The sequence below is a fragment of the Winogradskyella psychrotolerans RS-3 genome (assembly GCF_000427335.1).
GTDB classification, from domain to species: Bacteria; Bacteroidota; Bacteroidia; order Flavobacteriales; family Flavobacteriaceae; genus Winogradskyella; species Winogradskyella psychrotolerans.
Genome location: NZ_ATMR01000199.1, coordinates 172290 through 195681, shown reverse-complemented (window position 1 = coordinate 195681; position 23392 = coordinate 172290). Strand labels below are relative to the sequence as shown.

Sequence of the window (23392 nt, the reverse complement as noted above, 5' to 3'; positions counted from 1 at the left end):
GAATTTAGATCTTAATAAGATATAATCTGTTTTAATATATGAATGTAAATATAGACCAAAGCTGGAAAACTTATCTGAATCCAGAATTTGAAAAACCTTATTTTAAAGATTTAATGGCTTTTATTGAGCACGAATATAAGTCGCACACTTGTTTTCCAAAAACATCTGATGTTTTTAATGCTTTTAACCATTGTACTTTTAAGGACGTTAAGGTTGTTATTATTGGTCAAGATCCATATCATGATGTGGGTCAGGCTAACGGCTTGTGTTTTTCTGTAAGCGATGGTATTAAACATCCACCTTCATTAGTGAATATATTTAAAGAGCTAGAACAAGATCTTGGAATTCCATATCCTACAAGTGGTAATTTAATGTCTTGGGCAGATCAAGGAGTCCTACTTTTAAATGCAACTTTAACGGTTAGAGCACATGATGCAGGAAGTCATCAAAAGAAAGGTTGGGAGCAATTTACAGATGTTGTAATAAAAACAATTAGTGCAGAGAAAACAAATGTTGTCTTTCTGCTTTGGGGAGGATTTGCTAAAAAGAAAAAGAAACTAATAGATACCTCTAAACATATTGTTTTAGAAAGTGGGCATCCCTCTCCGTTAAGCGCTAATAGAGGGTATTGGTTTGGAAATAAACATTTCAGTAAAACTAACTACCAGTTGGAGCAAGTTGAGGTGTCCGTAATTGACTGGAAACTAAAGTAGGCGATTTCTCAGTCTTAATAGGGTGAGGTAACCTATTGTCTACTTTTTTAGATGTTTTGTTGCAACTAAAGATTAATAATAAAAAGTTAATAGCAACTAAGAAAGATAAAATTAGTATAATGTTTACGATCATATTTATCTATTTGGGTTATCAATAATATGGATGTAGAGGAAAACAAATGTAATTAATTTTTTGAAATATTGAAAATTATAATCTAAAACACTTTAACTTTTAATAATTATCTATCTAAATATTATGCTTTTAAAACGTTAAAAAAGTTAAAAATGCAGCTTTTTTCTTACGCTTAAAATTAAGAGTACAGTTAAACTTTATGTATCAGATTTGAATAATCTACTTTCTCTGAGATAATCTTTAAATCATAAAGTTGCTCTTGCACATTATCTAACGTCTCTTTATCCATAACGCTTTGTGACCATTCTGTTAGCGACAACCATTCTTGTACATCCTCTAATTCTTGTCCATAACGGTTAGCAATGGTTTTGTCTATACTTGGTATGGATTTAAACTCAGAAGTTGTCTCATTAATGATGTCTAAAATGGTTTTTAAATCGGCTTCATTATTATCAATAAATTCTTGTCTAACTGCAATTACAAAGCATGGCCATGGAGAACGACAGTTGTCAATGCGTCTAAAGACTCCTTCATCTACAATTGGTTTGGTGGTAAATTTTTCCCACATAAAATAATCAGCTTGGCCTTCTGTTAAACCTTTTATAGCACCATCTAGGTTTTTAATGACTTCAAAATTTAAGTCATTTTCAATATCCCAATTATTATTTTTGGCATTTATATAGGCCATAAGGTGTGATCCTGAACCGTATCTACTTATCGCGGCTCTACTTCCTTTTATATCATCAATAGTTTTAAATTGAGAATCTGCAGCAACATGAATTCCCCAAATTAAAGGAGTTTCAACAAAAGTTTGAACAATTTTAGAAGGATTTCCTTCAATAATATCTTTAACGATACCTTCTGTTAATATAACAGCCATATCAATTTCTCCAGAGCGTAATGCTTTAGTCATAGCGCCAGTTCCACCATGGTAATCGTGCCATCTTAAATTAATATTTTGGTCTTTGTACTCACTATTTTTAAGTGTTAAATACCAGGCTAAATTAAAGTGTTCTGGTACTCCACCAATGTTTACTTTTTTCATTTTTATTCTGAGTTCCTTAGAAAGAAAGGGTTTATTAAATATTTACAATACGCTCTAAGGCATACAAAATTAATTTATCTACTACTTTTTTAGGGTCTTTACTAAAATTACCATTGGCTCTATTTGCAATAATAGCGTTTAGTGATAATGCTTCATGTCCTAATAATTTTGAAAGTCCATAAATGACAGAAGTTTCCATTTCAAAATTTGTAATTCTAAAATCCTTGTAACTAAAGTTATCTAATTTAGTATTAAGATCGGGATCTTGCAACGGTAAACGCAATACACGACCTTGAGGTCCATAAAAACCGCCAGCAGTTCCTGTCATGCCTTTGTGGATTTCATCACCTTCAAAATATTTTTCTAAATACTTACTATTATTAATAATTATTGGTCTTGCTTTGTTTTTATCCCAATCCGTATGTTTAATAAATTCATCTTCTACTTCAGGATTACTGATTCCTTCAATTTGATAAAAATGTAACATACCATTAATATCTAATGCATGTGTACTTATCAAAAATGCATCTACAGGAATATCATTCTGTAAAGATCCCGAAGTCCCGATTCTAATAATATTTAGACTTGTAAGTTCTGTTTTTAGCTCTCTAGTTTCTAGGTTAATATTCACTAAAGCGTCTAATTCGTTTAAAACAATATCAATGTTATCCGGACCAATTCCTGTTGAAATAACAGTTAAACGTTTATCTTGATAATACCCTGTTTGTGTTTTAAATTCGCGTTTTTGAGTGCTAAATTCTATACTATCAAAATGCGCTGTGATTTTTTCTACGCGATCTTGATCGCCTACAAAAATAATAGTATCTGAAATATTTTCTGGTTTTAAATTGAGATGGTAAACACTACCATCTGGATTTAAAATAAGTTCTGAGTCTTTAATTGCCATTAAATATGGTTTTTATAAGTTTATTTTGCTTTATGTTAAATTGAAAAGCTAATCGATTTACACCTCCGTAAACCATATTATTATTTATTTCTTTAGCAAAGTTATTTTGTCCTAACAAAGCTTTATGTCCTTTTCTATTGAGTGTAATTCCTTCTTCATCTTCAGTGAAAAATAAATCCAATTTATCTATAATACGTGCTAACTGTATATCGCCAAACCCATAGTAACCTTGATAATTGAGACCATAACCTAAAAGATGATTTTTAGATTTTATAAAATTATCCTTTACAATAGTTAGAATATTAGCTTCTATAACACTAAGGCCACTTTTTTGATAAGGAAAACGTTCTAAATGTGCCTTTAAGCAGTTACTCATATATTTAAAACTAGAGTTTTTAACAATATAAGGCTTTAGAATATTATGATCTTTACCACAATACGTTCTCCATAATGCGATGGCTATATCAATATCTTCTTTAGTTAATAATATCCTTTCTTTATAATGTGCTTTTAATTGCTTAGGATTAAGTTCGTTTAACGCTTTTAAACGTTTTTCACCTTCAACACGTCCACTACAAATTAAATAAAGTGGCTTATTCACATTCTTTTGATGCAAAAGATTAATAACCCCTAATAAATTGATATGACAAAATAAATCATATTCAAACCAAAGGTTTATCTCTGTGTACTTATCAGTGTCATCTAATTTATTTAATTCTGTTAGAATTTCTCTGGTATTAACTTCAATTTCGTAAAACTCTTTTAGAAAATCAACACGAAGTTTTAAAAAAGCTCTAGAATTTATAGCAGGAATAGTTGGCCCCTCGCAAAGCATCTCTTGCCAAGTTAAGATATCTTCTTTAAAATCTAAGTCTCTTAAATAATCCGTGAGGTTATTACCGTTGGTAATATGTAAACAATTTTTAGTCATAAATATTAACCTCCTACACGTTTAACATTAAAGCCTTTATCTTTTAAAATAGACATTATTTTATCGCGATAATCTCCTTGAATAATTATTCTATCATCCTTAAAACTACCACCAACACTAAGTTTTGTTTTTAACTCTTTTGCTAATTTTTTAAAATCTTCAGTGGCTCCTGTATAACCTTCGAGAATGGTAATAGGTTTCCCTTTTCGCTTTTCATATTTGCAAATTATGGGATCATCTTGAAGCCATAAGTTTTCCTTTGCCGAATCAGAATCATCCGTATGTTCTGGTTCATGGTCTGGGAAGAGATTTTTTAATTGGTCTTGTAAATCCATTTGTTCAGTGTTCTATGTTCAGTTCTCAGTGTTCAATTACCAGTAGTTGTCTGTAAACTGAAGCCTGCATACTGCCAACTACTTTTTAATAAGGCCTAGCTCAATTAAACGTTCGTTTAAAAATTCGCCAGCCGTAATATCTTCAAATTGTTTTGGATTATCTTCATCTATACAACTTTCTAAAACATCTAATTTCATTTCGCTAACTGGATGCATAAAAAATGGCATTGAATAGCGCGACGTTCCCCAAAGCTCTCTTGGTGGATTTATAACACGGTGAATTGTAGATTTTAATTTATTATTAGAATGTCTCGATAACATATCGCCAACATTAATCATTAATTCATCTGGCTCTGCAATAGCATCAATCCATTCACCATCATTACGCTGCACTTGCAAACCTCTACCTTGGGCTCCCATTAGCAATGTAATAAGATTAATATCGCCATGAGCAGCAGCTCTTACTGCATTTTTAGGCTCTTGTTTAATAGGTGGGTAATGAATTGGTCTTAATATAGAATTCCCGTTGTGTATATAATTATCAAAATACGTTTCTTCTAAATTTAGATAAAGCGCCAAAGCACGTAACACATATTTTGCTGTTTTTTCGAGCATTTGATAGGTTTCCTTTCCAACTTTATTAAATTGATCTAGCTCCTTAACTTCAACATTTTCAGGATATTCTTTTCTGCGTTCCGCGTCATCTTCAACGTATTGTCCAAAATGCCAGAACTCTTTTAAATCTCCTTCTTTTTTGCCTTTAGCACTTTCTTTCCCAAAAGACACATAACCACGTTGACCTCCAATACCTGGAATCTCGTAACTTTCTTTAACATCTATAGGTAAATTGAAAAAATTTTTGACTTCACCATATAAGTTATCTACTAAGGTATCATCTAAAAAAATGCCCTTTTAAAGCTACGAAACCTATGTCTTCATAAGCTTTTCCTATATCATTTATAAATTTTTGTTTTCGTTTAGGATCTTCAGAAATGAAATCTTTTAAATCTACACTAGGTATTCTATCCATAGGATTTATGTTTAAATTTTTGTCAATATACAAATGTAACAATAATAGTGCTAAAAATTGAGTCTGAATTATTGACAATTTGAAGTGTTTAATGGTTTATTGAAGCAATTTTATTTACATTTGAAACATAAGAGAAATAACATTTTATGCCAACAATTACAAAAAGTAACATAGCCTACGACAAACGAAGTTTAAATAACCAAACGTTATTAAAACTCTACTATAACATGCTAAAACCACGACTAATAGAAGAGAAAATGCTCATTCTTTTACGTCAAGGTAAAATATCGAAGTGGTTTTCGGGAATAGGGCAAGAGGCAATATCCGTTGGTGTAACTATGGCTTTAAAACCAAGCGAGTTTATTTTACCTATGCACAGAAATCTTGGTGTTTTTACATCACGTGAGATTCCGTTGCATCGTTTATTCTGCCAATGGCAAGGAAAAGCAAGTGGATTTACAAAGGGTAGAGATCGTTCATTTCATTTTGGGACTCAAGAATTTAATATAGTAGGTATGATATCTCATTTAGGACCTCAATTAGGAGTTGCAGACGGCATCGCTTTGGGGAACCTTTTAAAGAAAAACGGCAATTTAACTGCTGTTTTTACAGGAGAAGGAGGTACTAGTGAAGGTGATTTTCATGAGGCACTAAACGTCGCTTCTGTTTGGAGTTTACCAGTTATTTTTTGCATTGAAAATAATGGCTACGGACTTTCTACACCAACCAATGAGCAATATAATTGCAAGCATTTAGCAGATAGAGGTAAAGGTTATGGTATTGAATCCTTTATTTTAGATGGTAACAATGTCATTGAAACCTACACAAAGGTTCAAAAATTAGCAGAGAGTATCAGAAAGAGACCGCGTCCGATTTTAATAGAGTTCAAAACCTTTCGACGTCGTGGACATGAAGAAGCTAGTGGTACTAAATATGTACCCAAAGAATTAATGGACGAGTGGGAAGCTAAAGATCCTATAGAGAATTATAGAAGTTTTTTATTTAGTAAAAAGATTCTCACGCAACAGATGGATGAAGCTTATATAGAAGACATTAAATCTGAAATAGATGCTGCTTTAGAGTCCGCTTATGCTGAACCAAATATAATTCCAAGTCAAACAACAGAGTTAAATGATGTCTATAAGTCATTTGATTACAAGGAATATACACCAAGTAAAGAAACTACAGAATTACGTTTTATAGATGCTATTTCAGAAAGTTTAAAACAATCCATGCGAAAGCACAAAGATCTTGTTATTATGGGACAAGATATTGCAGAATATGGAGGTGTTTTTAAAATCACAGAAGGCTTTGTTGAAGAATTTGGAAAAGACAGAGTTAGAAATACTCCAATTTGTGAATCTGCAATAGTGGAAACAGCTATGGGATTATCGATCTCAGGAATTAAATCGGTAGTAGAAATGCAATTTGCAGATTTTGTGACTTCTGGTTTTAACCCTGTAGTGAATTATTTAGCAAAATCGTATTACAGATGGGAACAAGAAGCTGACGTTGTTGTTAGAATGCCATGTGGTGCCGGAGTTGCTGCAGGTCCATTTCACTCGCAAACCAATGAAGCTTGGTTTACTAAAACACCAGGCTTAAAAGTCGTTTATCCGGCGTTTCCTTATGATGCTAAAGGCTTATTAGCTACAGCAATTAACGATCCTAACCCTGTGTTATTCTTTGAGCACAAGGCTTTATATAGAAGTATCCGTCAAGATGTTCCTTCAGATTATTTTACAATTCCATTTGGAAAAGCTGCCTTTTTAAAAGAAGGTGAAGCGGTTACGATTATCACCTATGGAGCAGGAGTACATTGGGCTTTAGAAACTCTAGACAAAAACGCTGATATCTCAGCTGATCTAATTGATTTAAGAACCTTACAACCTTTAGATAAGGAAGCAATTATAAAATCCGTTAAAAAGACAGGACGAGCAATAATTTTGCAAGAAGATTCTCTATTTGGTGGTATTGCTAGTGATCTTTCTGCATTATTAATGGAAGAGTGCTTTGAACATTTAGATGCACCTGTAAAACGCGTAGCAAGTATGGAAACTCCAATTCCATTTATAGGTCAGTTAGAAGATCAATATTTGGCCAAAGGGAAGTTTGAGGACGCTTTATTAGAGTTATTAAACTATTAAGGTTTGCTTTTTGATTATATAAAATTTATACAAAACACTAGAGCCAGCAAATTGCTGGCTCTAGTGTTTTATAGTTTAATCCACTTTAAGATTGTATATTCTTAGCCACAGCCTCAACGTCATCCAAAACACGTAATAAATTTCCACTCCAAAGTTGCTCTATTTGTGATTCTGTGTAGCCACGTTTTACTAATTCTAAAGTCACGTTAAACGTTTCTGAAGCATCAGACCAACCTTCAATTCCTCCACCACCATCAAAATCACTACTAATTCCGACATGGTCAATTCCGATTTTTTCAACTAAATAATCGATATGGTTTACAAAATCATCAACATTTACAGCTTTTGGAAAGCCTTCTATTTGGTTCACTTTTTCATTGGTAATGTCCATAACCCTTTTCCTGTTTTCTATAAATTCCATTTGAGTTTGTTCATCTAACTTTTTAAACTCACCCCAGTTGTACCAAGTAATACCTAAAGAATCAGTAACGCTTTTTCGGATATCTTCCATAGCTGCATTACGGGTATCATTTTTTTCAGTATTTAAATAAGATGTAAAAGCAACTGTTTGTACAACGCCGCCGTTTTCTTTTAGCCAGCTTAATTGTTCATCATCTAAATTTCTACTGTGATTACATAACGCTCTTGCCGAAGAATGAGAAGCAATAATAGGAGCTTTACTTAATTCAATCATTTGTTTCATGGATTCTTTTGATGGATGAGACACATCAATCATCATCCCCACACGATTCATTTCTGTAATGACTTCCTTACCTAAATCACTTAAGCCATTATGTAACCAAACATCATCACTTTCTCCTGTGTTACTGTCACATAGCTGGCTATGTCCATTGTGCGATAATGACATATAACGTGCACCAAGATTATAGAATTTTTCAACATTACTAATATCTAAACCGATAGGATAACCGTTTTCTATTCCGATCATGGCTACTTTTTTTCCTTTGGCATTAATACGTCTTACATCGTCAGAAGTTACAGCTAACTCTATATCGTTAGGAGCAATTTCTTCAACTAATTTATGAATGGCTTTAAATTTAGACATCGCATTATCATAAGCCTTTTTATAGCCTGCGTCATTTAATGAATCCTGACCTGTATAAACAATGAACCACGCCACATCTAATCCTCCTGATTTCATTTTTGGAAGCGTAATTTGTGTATCTAAATCTTGAGTATAGTTAAGTGAATCTGTAAAGTTTTTTACATTAATATCACAATGTGTATCTAAAGTAATGACACGTTTATGTATTTCTTTAGCTTTTGCTATGAGCTCATCTTCTTTAGGTGTTTCTGATTTGCAACTTACTGTAAGCGTAAGAATTAATCCAAAATAGAGCATTGATTTTTTATTCATGATTGATTTTGTTTTTTTAAAAATAACTAGAAATTAGTCTTAAAACAAAAAGTCTATCATTAAAAAATCATTAAAAACCTTATTTTTATACCTAAAAAAGAACTAGAATGAAATTAAAACTACTTTTTGTATTTGCATTTATAAGCCTTATATCTTTTGGGCAACAAATTCCATATAACATAAAACCACCGAGTTGGAATCAAGAGGGTTTCTCTGATTTAGCGCCATTTAATTTACCTTCTTTTGATTTAAAAAAATTACAAGAAGAAGATGTTATTAATGATCAGAATAAATCTAAACCTTGGAGATTTGGGCATGATATCTACGTAGACCATAACTTTAATGATGTTGGTGAGTGGACTACGTTAGAAAACGGAGACCGTATTTGGAGAATGGCATATACCTCTAAAGGAGCGCATTCATTAAATTTTATGTTTGATGTGTTTAAGATTCCTGAAGGTGCAAAACTTTACGTTTACAATGACGAAAAAAAGGATTTATTAAGACCTTTTACACACCATAATAACAATACTGAGGAAGTTTTGGGAACTTGGTTAGTTGAAGGTAATGCGGCATATATAGAATATTATCAGCCTGCTAATGTTATTGGAGACGCTAAAATTACGGTAGGTTCAGTTGTCCATGGTTACCGTACGGCAAAAGCCTTTGAAAAAAGTTTAGGAGATTCTGGTAACTGTAATTATGATGTGGATTGTGATATTACACCAGCAAGTGATCCTTATGGTTTAAATACAGTAAAAGAGAATATAAAAACTTCAGGCGCTTTAATATTAAGAGGTGGTACAGACTGGTGTTCTGGTACATTAATTAATAATACAAATAATGATGGAACACCATATATTATGACCGCTAATCACTGTGGAGGTAGCGAAAGTACTTGGTCCTTTAGATTTAACTGGAGAAGTCCAAACCCATCGTGCGGAACCACAACTAATAGTACTGACGGCACATATAATCAAACAGTTAGTGGTGCTATTCTAAGAGCAAGTAGTTCAAAATCGGATATGGAATTGGTTGAGATAATTGATGCTAGTTTCTTTGAAAATAACTACGACTTAGTGTGGGTTGGTTGGAATAGATCTACGACACAAGTACCTGCTGTAAATTTCGGTTTTCATCACCCAAGTGGAGATATTCAAAAAGTGAGTAGAAAAGATGGAGGTGGTTATAGGGCGATTGATAATGATGGTACAGATGTTTGGCGAATTGAAGATTGGGATTTAGGCGTCACAGAAGGAGGTTCTTCAGGCTCTGGTTTATTTAATGAGACAGGTCATTTAATTGGTACACTTTACGGCGGTAATGCGGCATGTTCTGGTACTAATGATAACGGTGGCTATGATGTCTATGGACGTTTTGATGTTGCTTGGGATTATGGGAGTACTGTGTCATCAAGACTCAGCGATTGGTTGGATCCTTCAAATTCTGGAATTGAAATATTAGATCAATATCCAACGCTACAGACTTATGATATTGATGCTAGAGCAAGCGCAGGATCTGATAATGCAGCAGAACTTTGTGGAGAAGATTTTACACCACAAGTCACACTAATAAACTCAGGAGTTTTACCTCTAACTTCTGCAACTGTATCCTATTCTATAGATTCTGAAACAAATACCACAATAAATTGGATAGGAAATTTGCTTAACGGCGAAAGTATGGTAGTGGACACACCAACGTATTCTAATCTAGGACCAGGAAGCCATTCATTTAATATTAATGTCTCTAACCCTAATGGTAATGCAGATGAAAATACAACAAACGATAGTTTTACTTATAATTTTAACGTATCACTAGCTTATGCAACCACAACCGTTGTTTTCGATTTATTAACGGATAATTATGGTGACGAAACCTCATGGAGCCTTGTAAATGGCTCTGGTACAATAGTGGATAGTAGACCAATAAATACTTATGATGATGACACATCTTACCAAGAAATTATAACGATTCCAAATTTTAATGAATGCTATACATTTACAATTAGCGACTCACAAAGTGATGGAATTTGCTGCGGTCGTTTTGGTAATGGTTCATATAGTTTAAAAGATGAAAATGATAGCGACATCATCATTGGAGGTGCATTTACTGATAATGAATCTGTAACATTTAGTGTTCAAGATCCATTAAGCATTAATAGATTTAGTTTAGAAAATTCTATCAGTTTATATCCAAATCCGGTTACTGATAATTTAAATATTGAATTAACTCATGTTAATGAAAACGTAAGTTATCAATTATACAATACTTTAGGGCAACAAGTAAGTAGTGGTAGTTGGGTATCTAATCGATCTCATAATCTGAATATGTCAATTTATGAGACTGGAATATATTTTATTAAACTATTTACGAGCACAAGTTCGATAACCAAAAAGATTATCAAAAAATAAATTTCAAATTATTGATTATAAAAAAAGTCAGTTTCTTTAATAGGAAACTGACTTTTTTATTAGATTTAAAATTGAATTCATTCAAGTTTAAGCTCTAATGGTTTTTAAGTCATCATCTAAACTGTTAGATGTGTTGACGATTTTTGATAAAACTCTCATAATAATTAATTGATTGATTGATTGATTGATGAAATTTAGTGCTATTATCTGTAACGTCTTTTTAGGTTCCAAGCAAAGCTTTTAGTTTCAGTCGAAGTACTAGATAATTGATTGTTGTTTAAAGTTCTCATAATTGTTGTTTTTTAATTGGTTATACTTAATAGACGATGAAATTCTTAATTTGTTACAGTACTATGTATAACATAATTCATTTTAACAAAATTTAATGATTTTCAATGTATATTTATAAGAATGAAAACTAGATTCTATTTTATAATGATAATCTGTATTAGCTTGCTTAATTGCAATACTAATGCAGATTCTACTTGTCATAAAACCACTTTAAAAGTAACTGCTACTGCTTATAATTCTTTAGCATACCAAACGAATTCTAACCCCAGTATTACCGCTTTTGGAGATAGTTTAAAACCTGGATTACGATATATTGCTGTGTCTCGTGATTTATTAGATTCTGGTTTAGTTCACAACACCAAAGTGAAAATTCAAGGTTTTGATAGTTTATATATAGTTAAAGATAAAATGAATCGTCGCTATAAAAAGCGCATCGATATTTATATGGGTAATGATGTAAAAAGAGCTAAAAAATGGGGCAAAAAGAAACTCAAGATTGAATATTGTATTCAAACAAAAGATTCCATTTCTAATTAGATCGTTTTAGCATAATTTCAGAAACTAAAAAAGGATAGGCCCTTTGTACGTCAACTAATTCAGTTTTGGTTAAGTGATCAGGTGTTTTATTATAAGTTTCTTTGGCATAACGCGTTCTTAAATCGTAATACGCTTTAGTAATTTCATCTTGTACCGAAATAAAGCGTTCGTATTTAGTTAATGAAGCAAGTTGTAAAGAAATTACAGCAACTTTGGGATGATCAGATGACTCTTGGGATTGATTGCCTTCACAAAAATTACAACTTCCAATTCCATTATTATCAATAAACGTTTCAACTATTTTTTTGACATCAGCCAATTCAACAATAGCATCCTCAATCATAATTTCTTGATTTTCGTTCATTGAAATTCGCAATAAATTTCGTTCGGGAATATTAGCTATACAATCAGCTGTATCGCAAATAGGTGGTAGTTTTCTTAAAATACCTTTGTCTGCAGAAATGGTTGTAGTTACTAAAAAGAAAATTAGTAGCAAAAAAGCAATGTCTGCCATGGATCCTGCATTGACCGATACAGAATGTCTTCTAAATGATTTCATAATATTTGATTTAAATGTTAATAGTATGTTAAACACAATAACGATACCAATCTTGTAAAATCTTCTTAACAATTCATTCCATAAACCTTTACAATGTGCTATTTTTGCAAAATTAATTAAGTGCTAAAATTATTCTATGTCGTCAGAAAACGGAACCATTCAACAAAATGCTACTGAGAAAAGTCTATATGATTATCAGATCAAAGACCTTAATCGCATTTTTGATGTAATGCGAGATGAGGCTGATGATTTTAACCTTCTATATCAGTTACCAACAGGTGGAGGAAAAACGGTTATTTTTCTGAAATCGTTAGGCGTTATGTTGAGCAGCATCAGAAAAAAGTAGTGATTCTTACACACAGAATTGAGCTTTGTAAACAAACCTCTAATGTATTGTCTGGTTTTAATGTTAAGAATAAAGTAATTAATAGTAAAGTTAAAACGCTTCCAGATCAAGATGATTTTCAATGTTTTGTAGCGATGGTTGAAACCTTAAATAATCGCTTATCGGACAAAGATTTCGAATTAAAAAATGTGGGTTTAGTAATTATTGATGAAGCACATTACAATTCGTTTAGAAAACTATTTAAGTTTTTCGAAAACTGCTTTATCTTAGGTGTTACAGCAACGCCATTGAGTAGTAATATTAAACTACCAATGAAAGATAATTATAACAAATTAATTGTTGGTGACGATATTTCAACCTTAATAAAAAACGGATTTCTTGCGAATGCGGAAGTTTCTAATTATGATGTTGGACTTACATCTTTAAAGATTGGTATTAATGGTGATTATACGGTTAAATCTTCAGAAGCATTATATACTAATAGTTTAATGCAATCTAAGCTATTAATGGCTTACGAAGAGATGGCGAAAGGTAAAAAAACGCTGATTTTCAATAATGGAATTTACACCTCTAAAGAAGTTTATCATACCTTTAAAAAGGCGGGATATAATGTGCAACATTTAGATAATACCACCACTAAGCAAGATCGTAAAGATATTTTAAAATGGTTTAAGCATACTCCAGATGCGGTATTATCTTCAGTAAGTATACTGACTACTGGTTTTGATGAACCCTCTGTAGAATCAATAATTTTGAATAGAGCGACACGTTCTTTAACCTTATATTTTCAAATGATTGGTCGTGGTAGCCGAATTTATAAAGATCGAAAATCGTTTCAAGTCATAGATTTAGGAAATAATGAAGCGCGATTTGGACCTTGGAATCAGCCTGTAGATTGGCAACACATTTTTAAACATCCCGATTATTATTTAGAAAATATTGTAGATGACGATTTATTAGAGCGCGATTTTGTGTATACCATGCCAGATTCATTAAAAGTGAAATTCAAAAAGTCGTACACATTAAATTTTGATGTGAAGTCAGAATACAAAGAGGTGATCAGTGAAGGTAAAAAATCCTTTACTGTAATTGAGCGTTCTATTGCTCAACATTCGCAAATATGCATTGATAATAGCGAAGATGTTTATGATGCTAGAGAGTTAATTAAAGATCTTCAAGATGAAATTGCATATAGAATAAAACAGTACTGTTATTGTATTATGAATAGTACACAAAACTATAAAGACTGGCTATTTGAAGAGTATAATAGAAAGTTAAGAATTAGCTTCAACGGGAAGTTTTAACTTTTTTTGTAAAGATTTCTATTTTTATATCTTTAATTTGAAATAGGTACGGTTTTTGTAACTTACTACTCAAATACTTAAAAACAAAAATATAATAGTGAAAACCATTAATATCATAGCATTTATCTTCTGCATTTTTTGCAGCACAACGGTTTTTGCCCAAGTTATTAAGGATAAAGAGACTAAATCTATTCGTATTCCTGCTGAAGAATCTAAGAAGAAAACTGATTCTTCTTTAGTTAAAGTGAAAGTGGCACCAATTCTAAAAAAAGAAAATGAAAAGTCTGGTGGGAGCTCTAAGGAAGATGAAGAAAAATTTGTAATTAGAGAAACCGAAAAACCATTTTCAATGACTGACGATGATGATGGTTTAAAAAGTCCAAGTGAAATTTATGAGAAACGTTGGACAAAAGAAGCGGTTAAAGGTGGCATTATAAGAACAATGTCAGATCAATTTCTTGGAGAACATCGTGTAGATACTAAATTCGTAAATATAGTTTGTAGAGATCATCAATATCCTGATGGTGATCGTGTTCAGATTTTAATAAATGGCGCTGTTGTTAAAAGTAATTTATTACTGACTAGTAGTTACAGAAGGGTAGAGGTAAACTTAGTAGAGGGAACAAACACCGTTGATATTGTGGCGTTAAACCAAGGTGAGTCTGGACCAAATACTGCGGAATTTGTAGTATATGACGATAAAGGTAATATGATTTCTTCTAAAGAATGGAATCTTCTTACTGGTGTAAAAGCTACCATTATTTTTCAGAATGAAAAGGTTACTATTAAAGAGAAAACAGCTCAAGAGACAGCGGAAGCTTCTAATAACTAATAGGCAAAACCTCAGCAGGTTCCATAATTCCTAATTTGTAATCTCCAATCCTAACGCGTACTAAACGCAATGTAGGCAAACCCACTTTAGCTGTCATTTTTCGCACTTGTCTAAATTTTCCTTCTGTTATTGAAATGGATAACCATGATGTAATACCATGACGTTCATCACGAACAAATCGTTCTATAATATGTGATGTATCTGTTAAAATTTCAGCCTTACATGGTTTCGTCTTATACGGTTTTCCTTCAACAGAAATTTCAACACCATTTCTCAATTCTGAAATTAGTTTTGGAGTAATTATACCATCAACCATTACATGGTATTCTTTTTCAATTGCCGAACTTGTTATATAATTACTAAACTGGCCATCTGTGGTGAGTAATAATAAGCCTTCAGATTTTTCATCTAATCTACCAACGGCCATAATATCATTTGATAAATCGAATAACTCACTTAGAAGTTTTTTAGATTTTCGCTTAGTCTGATGATTTACAAATTGACTTAAATATCCATAAGGTTTGTATAACTTATAGTAGCTGTGCTCTTTCATAATTACCAAAAAGTTATAAAACATTTTACGAATTTAGTCTCGCTGTATTTTAACCAAACTAATGGTGAACGCTTGTCTTCAATTTCTTCTTGAATCTTAATTTTGGCTGTTTCATAATCTTCCCAAAAGACATCATTATGACAAATCACCAACCAATCTAATTTTTGAGGTATATAAAATTGTAAGGTTTTAAACGTTGAAATAGCATTAAACGAGATATAAAATCCACAAATGCAGTTTTCGTTGAGTGGTTCTATATTTATTTCAGGATTATTATATGGTAAAAATAATTGCGCTTTAAAGCAGAGTTTTTGAGAAACACCTGCTGTGTCAATATTATATTTAAGAAGTTGATTAGTCGTTTCATTATTAAACAGAAGTGGAAATTGTTTAATCTTTAGCTTCTCTAATTTGTAGCAGAGCGAATCTTTCCGGTTAGGACCAATCCAATAGGCGAGTGGCTCATTATATGTATTTAATGAGTCGTATAAATAGAATTTGTAAACCACTTCGAGGTGAATAGGCTTATCGCCCTGAAAATAAAGCGCATCCAATTCACCAATGGTTTTACGTTCTTTTTGAATTTGTAAATTTTCAACAATCCATTTTACTGAAGCTTGTTGTTGTAGTTGACAAAAAACAAATTCCTCCACAAGTTTACCCAAACGTTGATTTTTAAACTCAAACTCATCACCTATGAGATCAGATTCTGAACCGAGTTTAATTTGATCAATTCCAGATAAACCAATAGTTTTAAGTAGTGTAGATGTTTCTAAATAGCCTTTATAACGTAAAAGTGTGCTTTTATCCATTGTGGAATAAAAGTATAACTATTTTAGAGAAAGTTATCCCTGTCTTTAGATTTATTGAGGTCTATTTCTTCAGCTTGGTTAGTAAGCTCTATGTTAGCACTGTCACTATCAAAATATTTAAGAACTTCAGTTACTGTTGTAATATGTTCGGTCTTTTTACCATTAATAATAATTGCTCCTTGAAATGCTTTTGGGTTATTTTCTAAAATTGTGACATAATCATTGGCATCAAACTTAGAATTATTATTCATGTTTTCAATTTTTGAAAAATCTAGGAAATTTTCAATTCCTGTATTAAGATCAACTGCCAACTCTTGCCATTGAGTTGGAGTTGGCATTGTTTCATTAATATTAATCATTAAAATTTCTTTTCCTGAGGCTTTTAAATAGCCTTCAAGTTGTTTTCCAAAATCTGAATCGTTGGCATAAATACAGTTAATTTGGCTTTTATCTCTACTAATTACTCCCATTATCTTTCCCATTTATTAGTATGTTTTCATTTTATCTTTACGTTTTTCCAATTGACTTGATAATTCATTAACTGTTTTAGAAACAGCATCATAAAAATTGTCAAATGAGGACTCTGCAAATAATCTTGGGCCTGGAGCACTTAATCGTATACTACATATTTTTCCTGTTTGATCACTAGTTGTGTTTTCTGTTTTAAAGAACACATCGGCTCTAATGATAAAATCGTATCGTGTTAATAGTGTTTCTAATTTTTCTCTAGCATGTGCTTCTAATCTATCGCTTGTAGCTACATCGTGGTACTTAAATATTATATCCATTGTATTCGTTTTTAAAAGTTTTATACAATGTATGTATTGTTCTTTTATCTATTTAGCTTAAAAGAAATATTCCTTAACGTAATCCCTTTTTACCACGATAAACACTTGTTTTCTTATTTTGTTGAAATATGAACAAGCGCTTTTTACTATGATAATTCGACATACTGTTAAATAAAAAAACGCAAAATCAGTATTAGATTTTGCGTTCCTTATTTTAGTTTGAAATTGTGCTATCTGATTATTAATTTCTGTATGCGTTTATCTCCTGAAACAGTTTCTAACTCTACAATATAAATACCTGTGCTTAAGTGACTAACATCTATAGATTGATTTGTAGACCTTACATCTAGTTTGTTAATTAATATGACACGTCCATGAATATCATAAAGTACAAATGAGGTTTGTTCTTCTAATTGACCTGTAACTTCAATAGTTCGCTTAATTTGATTAGTTGAAATGTTTAAGGCATCAAACATAGGATTATTTACATTTAGCACTTCAGTTTCAAATCTCAGATAAAAACGACCAATACCAGATAAATCATTACTCGCCATAAATGTATAGTCACTATTGTTTAACAGTGTAAATGTATTATTAAAAGTGTCCTCTAAATAAATATTAATAGTGTTTGGTATATCAGTTTCAGAAATATCAATTGTTATTTCTTGGCCTTGATTGGCATGAATACCTAATGGTATGGTAACATTACTCATTGCTGTTTCACCAAGGGCCTGAATCATAAATGGCAATCCTGTACTGTCTTCTACTAAGTGTGTATAGATAGAAAACGCTGGCACGTTACTGTTGTAAAGCGCGGCATCATAACCCAGATCTAAACCAGAGCTTCCATTTGTATTAAAGTAAATATCAGTATAGTATTCTGAATTTGTAGTGCTCGATTTCAGTTTTAAATAACCTATATGAGTAGAAGAGATTCCTCTACCTAATATAAAATCATCGCTAGAACCACTAGCACGCATTTCTGGTGTAAATTCAATGGAGCCACCACCAGACTTGCTTTTAACAAAGAAACCTTGACCTGGCGCAATTAATTGTTGTGTTGTTAAATTATTTAAAACGGTCCAACCATTAGAAGCATTACCATCATAGCCATAAATAGCTTGGTGTGCACCAGCATTTAATTGGTTTTTGTTGTGATTAAAGAAAGTATCAAAATCTATATAAGAGCTGTAGGGGTTACCTATTAAATTCCATCCGTTAAAGGAAGATCCGGAAGTCGTAATAGTTCTAGTCACAGCATCTGTTTTAACACCTCCATAAAAAGCTAATGTAGTACCATATAAGGTATCGTCTAAACTTTCTCTTGCTGCTCTATATCCCATTCCTAGTTCTAAAATTGTAGCAACATTTGTATCTGTTTCGTAAACACTATAAGTTCCGTTAGTTTCATCGAATGGGCCAAACAATTTCTGAGTTGTGTCATTTGGGTTTTCGTATAAATTTTGGTTGTTATCTACTGCAAAATTACCAAAGGTTTGTCCACTGACAGGTGTAGATATTAAATCGTTACCAGTGATACTATTAAACGCATTTACGTGCCGCTTATAGGTAATATTTCCGGTACTTATACCTTCAACAATTAAACTTGAAAATTTATTAGAAATGGAATTTAAAACTACTTCACCGTTAATAGTTAAATTACCCGTTATAGTTAAACTACCTCCTTCAAATATTTCTATTTTACCTACAGCGGAAACGGTATAATCAGAATCGATAATTAGAGTTTCGTCAATACCAATGATTAAGTCTACACAATTGGTTGGTGCTGTGAATACGGTTGCATGACTTAAATAAACACTTTTATAACCATCAGTAAATTCAGCTTCAATTTCTACATCTTGTCCGTCAGACAGTAATCCAGTTAGAGTAATTGTCTGTGGACTTGTTGTAATAGGAAAACTTTGACCGTTTATTTCTAAAAATCCTGTAGTAGGAGGGTTGGTATAAGTTACAATTAAGTCTTGTGAGTAGGTATTATTAGATACATCACATGTAGTTTGTTGAATTCCTGCAACTACGCTTTCTATAGTCGTTTTATTCTGATAAGGCAAAAACTGGAATAAGGTTGCCTTCGTCTGTGTATTAACATCGTTGTAATAAGGATTTGTAGGATTATTATCACCTACACCTGAATTTCCGCCCCTTCCTCTTAAATGACTACTATATAGATCATTAATACCATCGCTATATAGGACGACTTTGATAGCTTCTGCAAGAATAGGTGTTTGATTAGGACCTCCCCATTTATAAATACCTGATTTGATCCAACCACCTTTACCTTGGTCTAAAGTTATCCAATTCCCTTCTCTTAGGTAACTGACACGCCACATTGTATTGGTTTGTGGTTGACTACTATAGGCACCTCCAATGGTTATATAATTCACAAATTTTGGATTTGGCCATTCAACATTTAAAAAGAATCCATTAGCTTCATCAACAGTACCAGCATTAAACTGATATGGCCATCCATACTCTGCATATTGCGAATATGTTTTGTAAGCTTTAATCATTGGATCGTATAGAATTTCGTTTGGCGCACCTCTACCTGCATCTGCATTAGGACCAACAGATCCAGAAACTACAGCTGATGGTAAAAGAGCCAAATTACTCATGGGATTCGGATTATTTGTAATATCCGTAATATCTGTATCTAATTGATTTATCCATGCTTCTACTAAATCAACGCCAAGATCATCTATCTCTAACTTGGCTAAAGGTGGCATCATAATCGCTTGATCGACACTATTGATTTTATGATATAATATTGATTTTGAAGCATCACCGGGATAAATAATTTTTTCATCAGGATCAACCTCTAATGGAGTTAAGATACCTGTTGATAATATTCCTGTAGCTTCAAGACTATTATAATAACGTAAATCGAAACTAGTTCTTATCGGGTTATCTAGTCTATGACAATAAGCACAATTTAAGTCTAAATATGATCTTGCTCTTTCTTCTAACGAAGCTACCGGATCGTCAATTGATTTATTTGTTATTATACTTTCTGTATCAGTGTTAGTAATGGATTGGTCAATAATGCCTAAATGGCTTAAAGTTACCAATTGGTTTCTTTCTAGTCCTGTTTCTTCGTAGGTATAGTCTGTATTTAAATACCTAGTTTTTAGTCCTAGATTACCTTTATTTACCTCATTATGACAGGCTCTACATTCTGTATTTGATGGAAAATGCCAAATTTGAGTTCTCGTACCTCCTAAATTATCTATCGAAATAGTTACTGGTTCATTTAAACTCGTTTTTTGTAGTATGGCATCTGTTTGGGCATCATTCCAATTATAGGTTAAAAAGTACCAATCACCATCTTTATCAACAATAGAAAATCGGGTTTCAATTTTTTTAGTAATTGATGGATCGTTGTCATCTACCTGTAAGTCGAATTGTTTAATAATAACTGTTCCTGGAGGGAATTCCCAGTCGCTATATTCAGAATACTTTATTTGTTCATTAGTTCCATTGTGCACACCATCATTATTAGGCACTGCAATCCAACGTCGTTTTAAAGCTCCATCTGACCAAAATGATTCGTATAACTCATAAGGTACAACACCATCAATGACCTCTAGAGTTGATAAGTTAGAAAACACTTGCGTATCAGAAAGTAGCTGAGGCATTGGCACATAACCATTATCGATACCCTCTATTAATTTATGAATATTTCTATTAGTACCATGTCGAAGTAAATACAATTCACCATCATTATCCTCACCAAATGAAATCACATTTTGTAGGATGGATACCTGTTCGTAATCACCCGAAGTTGTATTTACAGTAAAAATTCCATTTCTAGTATAATCTGCACATACATATTTTCCATATATATCAGGAATAGCTGATCCTCTATACACAAATCCACCAGCTAAAGCCCTAGCGTCATCTCTTGAAAACTCTGTTAAGGGTTCTTCATGTGGCATACCATCTAACATCGTAGCACAATTGGTATTACGAAACCCGAATCCTTCATATATTGGCCAACCATAATTAGCTCCTTTTTTAAGTACGTTAACCTCTTCATGTGAGCTTAATCCAACATCACCAATATAAAATTCTCCAGTAACACGGTCTTTCGTCATTCTAAAGGGATTCCTTAATCCGACACTATAATATTCCTCATAGCGAGAGCCATCTGGACTCAAAAAAGGATTGTCGTTTGGGATCCAATAATTAATCCCTGAAGATTCGCCAGCATAACCAACATTTTGTTTTTTCTAATTGGAGCATGACTCTTAGTCGGGTCTTTATCTACATCTATTCTTAAAGCACCTCCATTTAAATTATCGGTCATATTTTGTGCTCTTCTCCAAGACGCTTGATCGCCTAAAGTTAGATATAAAAAACCGTCATCACCGAAGTCCATACCACCACCATAGTGGGTTGTTCCATACATTCTTATATCAAAAAGATTTGTTTTAGAGCCTAAAATAAAAGATAAATTAGTTGGATTAACTTCAAATCGCTCTAAAATTAATGAGTTACCTTGATACTCATTTCTAGATTCACTCCAATTACAACCTTGACCTGTATGAGACCCAACTGGCGGACTATTTTGTCCGGCGCTATTCTTGGACGTATAATAAACGTATATATAATTTTTAGGATTTACAGCAGCATTAAAATCAGGGTGTAAAGCTAATCCAAGAAATCCACCATCATGAACGACTCCAACTTCATCAGTTAAATCCACTAAGAGGTTTTTGGTTAAGGTCGTTTCATCATCATCAAACCAATAAATTTCACCATCGAGCTGCGCCAAAATAATGCGATTTTGGTTGGGTACGGTTTTAAAAACAATAGGAGAATTAAATATTAAGTTAGGGTAAGCAATTCTATGTGATATGCTTAAATCAATATTAGCTTCGTCAGGAAACGCTAAATTTGCGTATGGCCCAATAGTTCCGTGGTCTTGTAATGTTAAACCAGGCCCTTGTCCGCTGAAGTAAGGAAAGGCACCAAACAATAGTAAAGATCCAAAAATTACTATAACAGATCTAATATTAAACGATTTGGACCTGATGAATAAAAGCACAGATCCAAACGTTTCCTTGTGGAAATAATTTTTCATTGTTAAGATAATATGATTAATAGCGTAATAAACGTACTAATTAATAATCTTAAAAATGAATAATTCCGATGTATGTGTTAGTTAATCGGTTAAAGCATAATTACAACATAATGAGGCGGTTATACTTATTGGCATAAATTAGAAAACAGGTGTTCTATAAAAAATAATTGGTAATCAGTTTATGTAATAATTACTTTTTAATGTGATTAGTTTATATAAAAAAAAATGAATCTACCTGTAATAACTCTGACTCGTTCCTTTTGTACATGCACAATTACTAGCACCTTGTAGAAAATCTAAACCAATAGTTACCATATGTGTTCCTGAATTAAAACCAGATAAATCATTTAACGTTAACTGATATGAATATGCAAAAAAGAACTGGTTAAATGTAATACCAGCCATTGGTCCTATATTTAAAGGCTTCATAAATTGATCATTAAGGAAACGATAAGAAGCACCAACAAAATAATAATCACCTTTTCTATCAAATTTTCTATATTTAAAATTGATATCAGTACTAGATCGTCTATCACTATCAAACATTTGATAAAAAACAGAAGGTTCAAATTCTACATCTTTGTTGTTTGGGCTTTTAATGACTACACCAGAATATAATTGGTAATTCAGCAATCTACTTGGTTCCAATCCAAGAAATCCATCTGTATCTTTTTTTATAATGTTATTAGCATTAAAACTTAAGTAAAAGGCCTTCCATCTATATAATACACCAGCATCAAAATTATTATTAGAGACACCTCTGTCGTCAGTAACAGCAGGATCTATGATAGGAATTTCATAAGTGGTATTAAAGTTTTCTATATCAATTCTAAAATTGTTAATGTTATAAGATAATCCAAAGGATAAAAATTGTTTAGTCTTATAATCTAATGTCAAATGGTGCGCAAAAGAAAACTTAACTCCTTTCTGACGCGTGTTTCCATTCTTATCGTTGTAAGCTGAGATACCAACTCCTGTACGGTTAGAGATTCTAAAATCAGCATAAACAGATTGATTATCTGGAGCATTTTTAATACCAACCCATTGAGTTAATCCGTTTGCTCTAATTTTTAGATTATCTCCAATTCCGGCATAGGTAGGAGAAATTACAAAATCGTTATCTGCCAAATACTGTGTAAATACTGGTAGATTTAATTCTTGGCCATAACCGTTTGCGAAGACCAAAAAAAGAATATATAGTGCGAATTTTTTCATAATGTTATCTTTCTAATTTTCTGT

Annotated in this window: 18 protein-coding genes and 2 pseudogenes; 6 read left to right on the top strand and 14 right to left on the bottom strand. The window is 32.3% G+C overall.

Translation table 11 applies throughout. The features are described from left to right. Positions 1-38: 38 nt before the first annotated feature. Positions 39-713, top strand: coding sequence for a uracil-DNA glycosylase (locus ADIWIN_RS17790; protein ID WP_020897267.1), 675 nt, complete (start codon positions 39-41; stop codon positions 711-713). A gap of 323 nt (positions 714-1036) precedes the next feature. On the opposite strand, the gene ADIWIN_RS17785 is transcribed toward ADIWIN_RS17790, so the two are convergent. From ADIWIN_RS17785 to ADIWIN_RS17765, 5 genes and pseudogenes are all read right to left on the bottom strand, one after another. Then, on the bottom strand, positions 1037-1891 hold the full coding sequence (locus ADIWIN_RS17785; RefSeq protein ID WP_020897266.1) for a substrate-binding domain-containing protein: 855 nt from the start codon (positions 1889-1891) through the stop codon (positions 1037-1039). Positions 1892-1925: 34 nt separating this feature from the next. Next, on the bottom strand, positions 1926-2798 hold the full coding sequence (locus tag ADIWIN_RS17780) for a nucleoside phosphorylase (protein WP_020897265.1): 873 nt from the start codon (positions 2796-2798) through the stop codon (positions 1926-1928). Beyond that, positions 2788-3729, bottom strand: coding sequence for a hypothetical protein (locus tag ADIWIN_RS17775; protein WP_020897264.1), 942 nt, complete (start codon positions 3727-3729; stop codon positions 2788-2790). Before ADIWIN_RS17775 ends, ADIWIN_RS17780 begins: the two co-directional genes overlap by 11 nt. Positions 3730-3734: 5 nt before the next feature. Next, positions 3735-4064 carry a translation initiation factor gene (locus ADIWIN_RS17770; RefSeq protein ID WP_020897263.1) on the bottom strand — a complete coding sequence of 110 codons (330 nt, stop codon included), beginning with the start codon at positions 4062-4064 and terminating at the stop codon, positions 3735-3737. Between the two features lie 78 nt (positions 4065-4142). Beyond that, positions 4143-5094, bottom strand: a pseudogene (locus ADIWIN_RS17765) (isopenicillin N synthase family dioxygenase). Between the two features lie 146 nt (positions 5095-5240). On the opposite strand from ADIWIN_RS17765, the gene ADIWIN_RS17760 reads away from it, so the two are divergent. Next, entirely contained in the window at positions 5241-7241 is a 2001-nt protein-coding gene (locus ADIWIN_RS17760; RefSeq protein ID WP_020897260.1) for an alpha-ketoacid dehydrogenase subunit alpha/beta, read from the top strand. An 85-nt stretch (positions 7242-7326) separates the two neighbouring features. On the opposite strand, the gene ADIWIN_RS17755 is transcribed toward ADIWIN_RS17760, so the two are convergent. Further along, complete coding sequence (locus ADIWIN_RS17755; RefSeq protein WP_020897259.1) at positions 7327-8619, bottom strand: dipeptidase; 1293 nt, start codon at positions 8617-8619, stop codon at positions 7327-7329. Between the two features lie 107 nt (positions 8620-8726). Between ADIWIN_RS17755 and ADIWIN_RS17750 the strand changes: the two genes are divergently transcribed. Further along, on the top strand, positions 8727-11030 hold the full coding sequence (locus ADIWIN_RS17750; protein WP_020897258.1) for a T9SS type A sorting domain-containing protein: 2304 nt from the start codon (positions 8727-8729) through the stop codon (positions 11028-11030). A gap of 411 nt (positions 11031-11441) precedes the next feature. Continuing rightward, entirely contained in the window at positions 11442-11858 is a 417-nt protein-coding gene (locus tag ADIWIN_RS17745) for a 3D domain-containing protein (RefSeq protein WP_040757681.1), read from the top strand. Here the strand turns inward: ADIWIN_RS17745 and ADIWIN_RS17740 are convergent. After that, positions 11851-12417, bottom strand: coding sequence for an ExbD/TolR family protein (locus ADIWIN_RS17740; RefSeq protein ID WP_040757696.1), 567 nt, complete (start codon positions 12415-12417; stop codon positions 11851-11853). The genes ADIWIN_RS17745 and ADIWIN_RS17740 overlap by 8 nt on opposite strands. A gap of 136 nt (positions 12418-12553) precedes the next feature. Here ADIWIN_RS17740 and ADIWIN_RS17735 point away from each other — a divergent pair. Next, positions 12554-14067 (top strand): annotated as a pseudogene (locus ADIWIN_RS17735) (DEAD/DEAH box helicase). A gap of 97 nt (positions 14068-14164) precedes the next feature. Beyond that, complete coding sequence (locus tag ADIWIN_RS17730) at positions 14165-14899, top strand: hypothetical protein (protein ID WP_020897250.1); 735 nt, start codon at positions 14165-14167, stop codon at positions 14897-14899. On the opposite strand, the gene ADIWIN_RS17725 is transcribed toward ADIWIN_RS17730, so the two are convergent. From ADIWIN_RS17725 to ADIWIN_RS17695, 7 genes are all read right to left on the bottom strand, one after another. Further along, positions 14889-15452: a pseudouridine synthase gene (locus ADIWIN_RS17725; RefSeq protein ID WP_020897249.1), complete on the bottom strand. Its 564-nt coding sequence runs from the start codon at positions 15450-15452 to the stop codon at positions 14889-14891. The genes ADIWIN_RS17730 and ADIWIN_RS17725 overlap by 11 nt on opposite strands. Before the next feature lie 2 nt (positions 15453-15454). After that, on the bottom strand, positions 15455-16264 hold the full coding sequence (locus ADIWIN_RS17720) for a DUF1853 family protein (RefSeq protein ID WP_020897248.1): 810 nt from the start codon (positions 16262-16264) through the stop codon (positions 15455-15457). A 23-nt stretch (positions 16265-16287) separates the two neighbouring features. After that, complete coding sequence (locus ADIWIN_RS17715) at positions 16288-16746, bottom strand: arsenate reductase family protein (RefSeq protein WP_040757680.1); 459 nt, start codon at positions 16744-16746, stop codon at positions 16288-16290. A 3-nt stretch (positions 16747-16749) separates the two neighbouring features. Further along, complete coding sequence (hpf, locus tag ADIWIN_RS17710) at positions 16750-17052, bottom strand: ribosome hibernation-promoting factor, HPF/YfiA family (RefSeq protein ID WP_020897246.1); 303 nt, start codon at positions 17050-17052, stop codon at positions 16750-16752. A 230-nt stretch (positions 17053-17282) separates the two neighbouring features. Then, entirely contained in the window at positions 17283-21227 is a 3945-nt protein-coding gene (locus ADIWIN_RS21700) for a DUF8693 domain-containing protein (RefSeq protein ID WP_081669603.1), read from the bottom strand. Next, the gene (locus ADIWIN_RS17700) at positions 21224-22153 is read right to left on the bottom strand and encodes a PQQ-dependent sugar dehydrogenase (RefSeq protein ID WP_081669602.1); all 930 of its coding nucleotides are present in this window, start codon (positions 22151-22153) and stop codon (positions 21224-21226) included. Before ADIWIN_RS17700 ends, ADIWIN_RS21700 begins: the two co-directional genes overlap by 4 nt. A 231-nt stretch (positions 22154-22384) precedes the next feature. Next, complete coding sequence (locus tag ADIWIN_RS17695; protein ID WP_020897243.1) at positions 22385-23368, bottom strand: PorP/SprF family type IX secretion system membrane protein; 984 nt, start codon at positions 23366-23368, stop codon at positions 22385-22387. Between the last annotated feature and the right edge of the window lie 24 nt (positions 23369-23392).

Coding starts and splice junctions, on each gene's coding strand:
- ADIWIN_RS17695 (WP_020897243.1), bottom strand. CDS start 23,368: ATGAAAAAATTCGCACTATATATTCTTTTTTTGGTCTTCGCAAACGGT.
- ADIWIN_RS17725 (WP_020897249.1), bottom strand. CDS start 15,452: ATGAAAGAGCACAGCTACTATAAGTTATACAAACCTTATGGATATTTA.
- ADIWIN_RS17720 (WP_020897248.1), bottom strand. CDS start 16,264: ATGGATAAAAGCACACTTTTACGTTATAAAGGCTATTTAGAAACATCT.
- ADIWIN_RS17700 (WP_081669602.1), bottom strand. CDS start 22,153: ATGAAAAATTATTTCCACAAGGAAACGTTTGGATCTGTGCTTTTATTC.
- ADIWIN_RS17790 (WP_020897267.1), top strand. CDS start 39: ATGAATGTAAATATAGACCAAAGCTGGAAAACTTATCTGAATCCAGAA.
- ADIWIN_RS17770 (WP_020897263.1), bottom strand. CDS start 4,064: ATGGATTTACAAGACCAATTAAAAAATCTCTTCCCAGACCATGAACCA.
- ADIWIN_RS17755 (WP_020897259.1), bottom strand. CDS start 8,619: ATGAATAAAAAATCAATGCTCTATTTTGGATTAATTCTTACGCTTACA.
- ADIWIN_RS17780 (WP_020897265.1), bottom strand. CDS start 2,798: ATGGCAATTAAAGACTCAGAACTTATTTTAAATCCAGATGGTAGTGTT.
- ADIWIN_RS17760 (WP_020897260.1), top strand. CDS start 5,241: ATGCCAACAATTACAAAAAGTAACATAGCCTACGACAAACGAAGTTTA.
- ADIWIN_RS17775 (WP_020897264.1), bottom strand. CDS start 3,729: ATGACTAAAAATTGTTTACATATTACCAACGGTAATAACCTCACGGAT.
- ADIWIN_RS17750 (WP_020897258.1), top strand. CDS start 8,727: ATGAAATTAAAACTACTTTTTGTATTTGCATTTATAAGCCTTATATCT.
- hpf (WP_020897246.1), bottom strand. CDS start 17,052: ATGGATATAATATTTAAGTACCACGATGTAGCTACAAGCGATAGATTA.
- ADIWIN_RS17740 (WP_040757696.1), bottom strand. CDS start 12,417: ATGAAATCATTTAGAAGACATTCTGTATCGGTCAATGCAGGATCCATG.
- ADIWIN_RS17785 (WP_020897266.1), bottom strand. CDS start 1,891: ATGAAAAAAGTAAACATTGGTGGAGTACCAGAACACTTTAATTTAGCC.
- ADIWIN_RS17715 (WP_040757680.1), bottom strand. CDS start 16,746: ATGGGAAAGATAATGGGAGTAATTAGTAGAGATAAAAGCCAAATTAAC.
- ADIWIN_RS17745 (WP_040757681.1), top strand. CDS start 11,442: ATGAAAACTAGATTCTATTTTATAATGATAATCTGTATTAGCTTGCTT.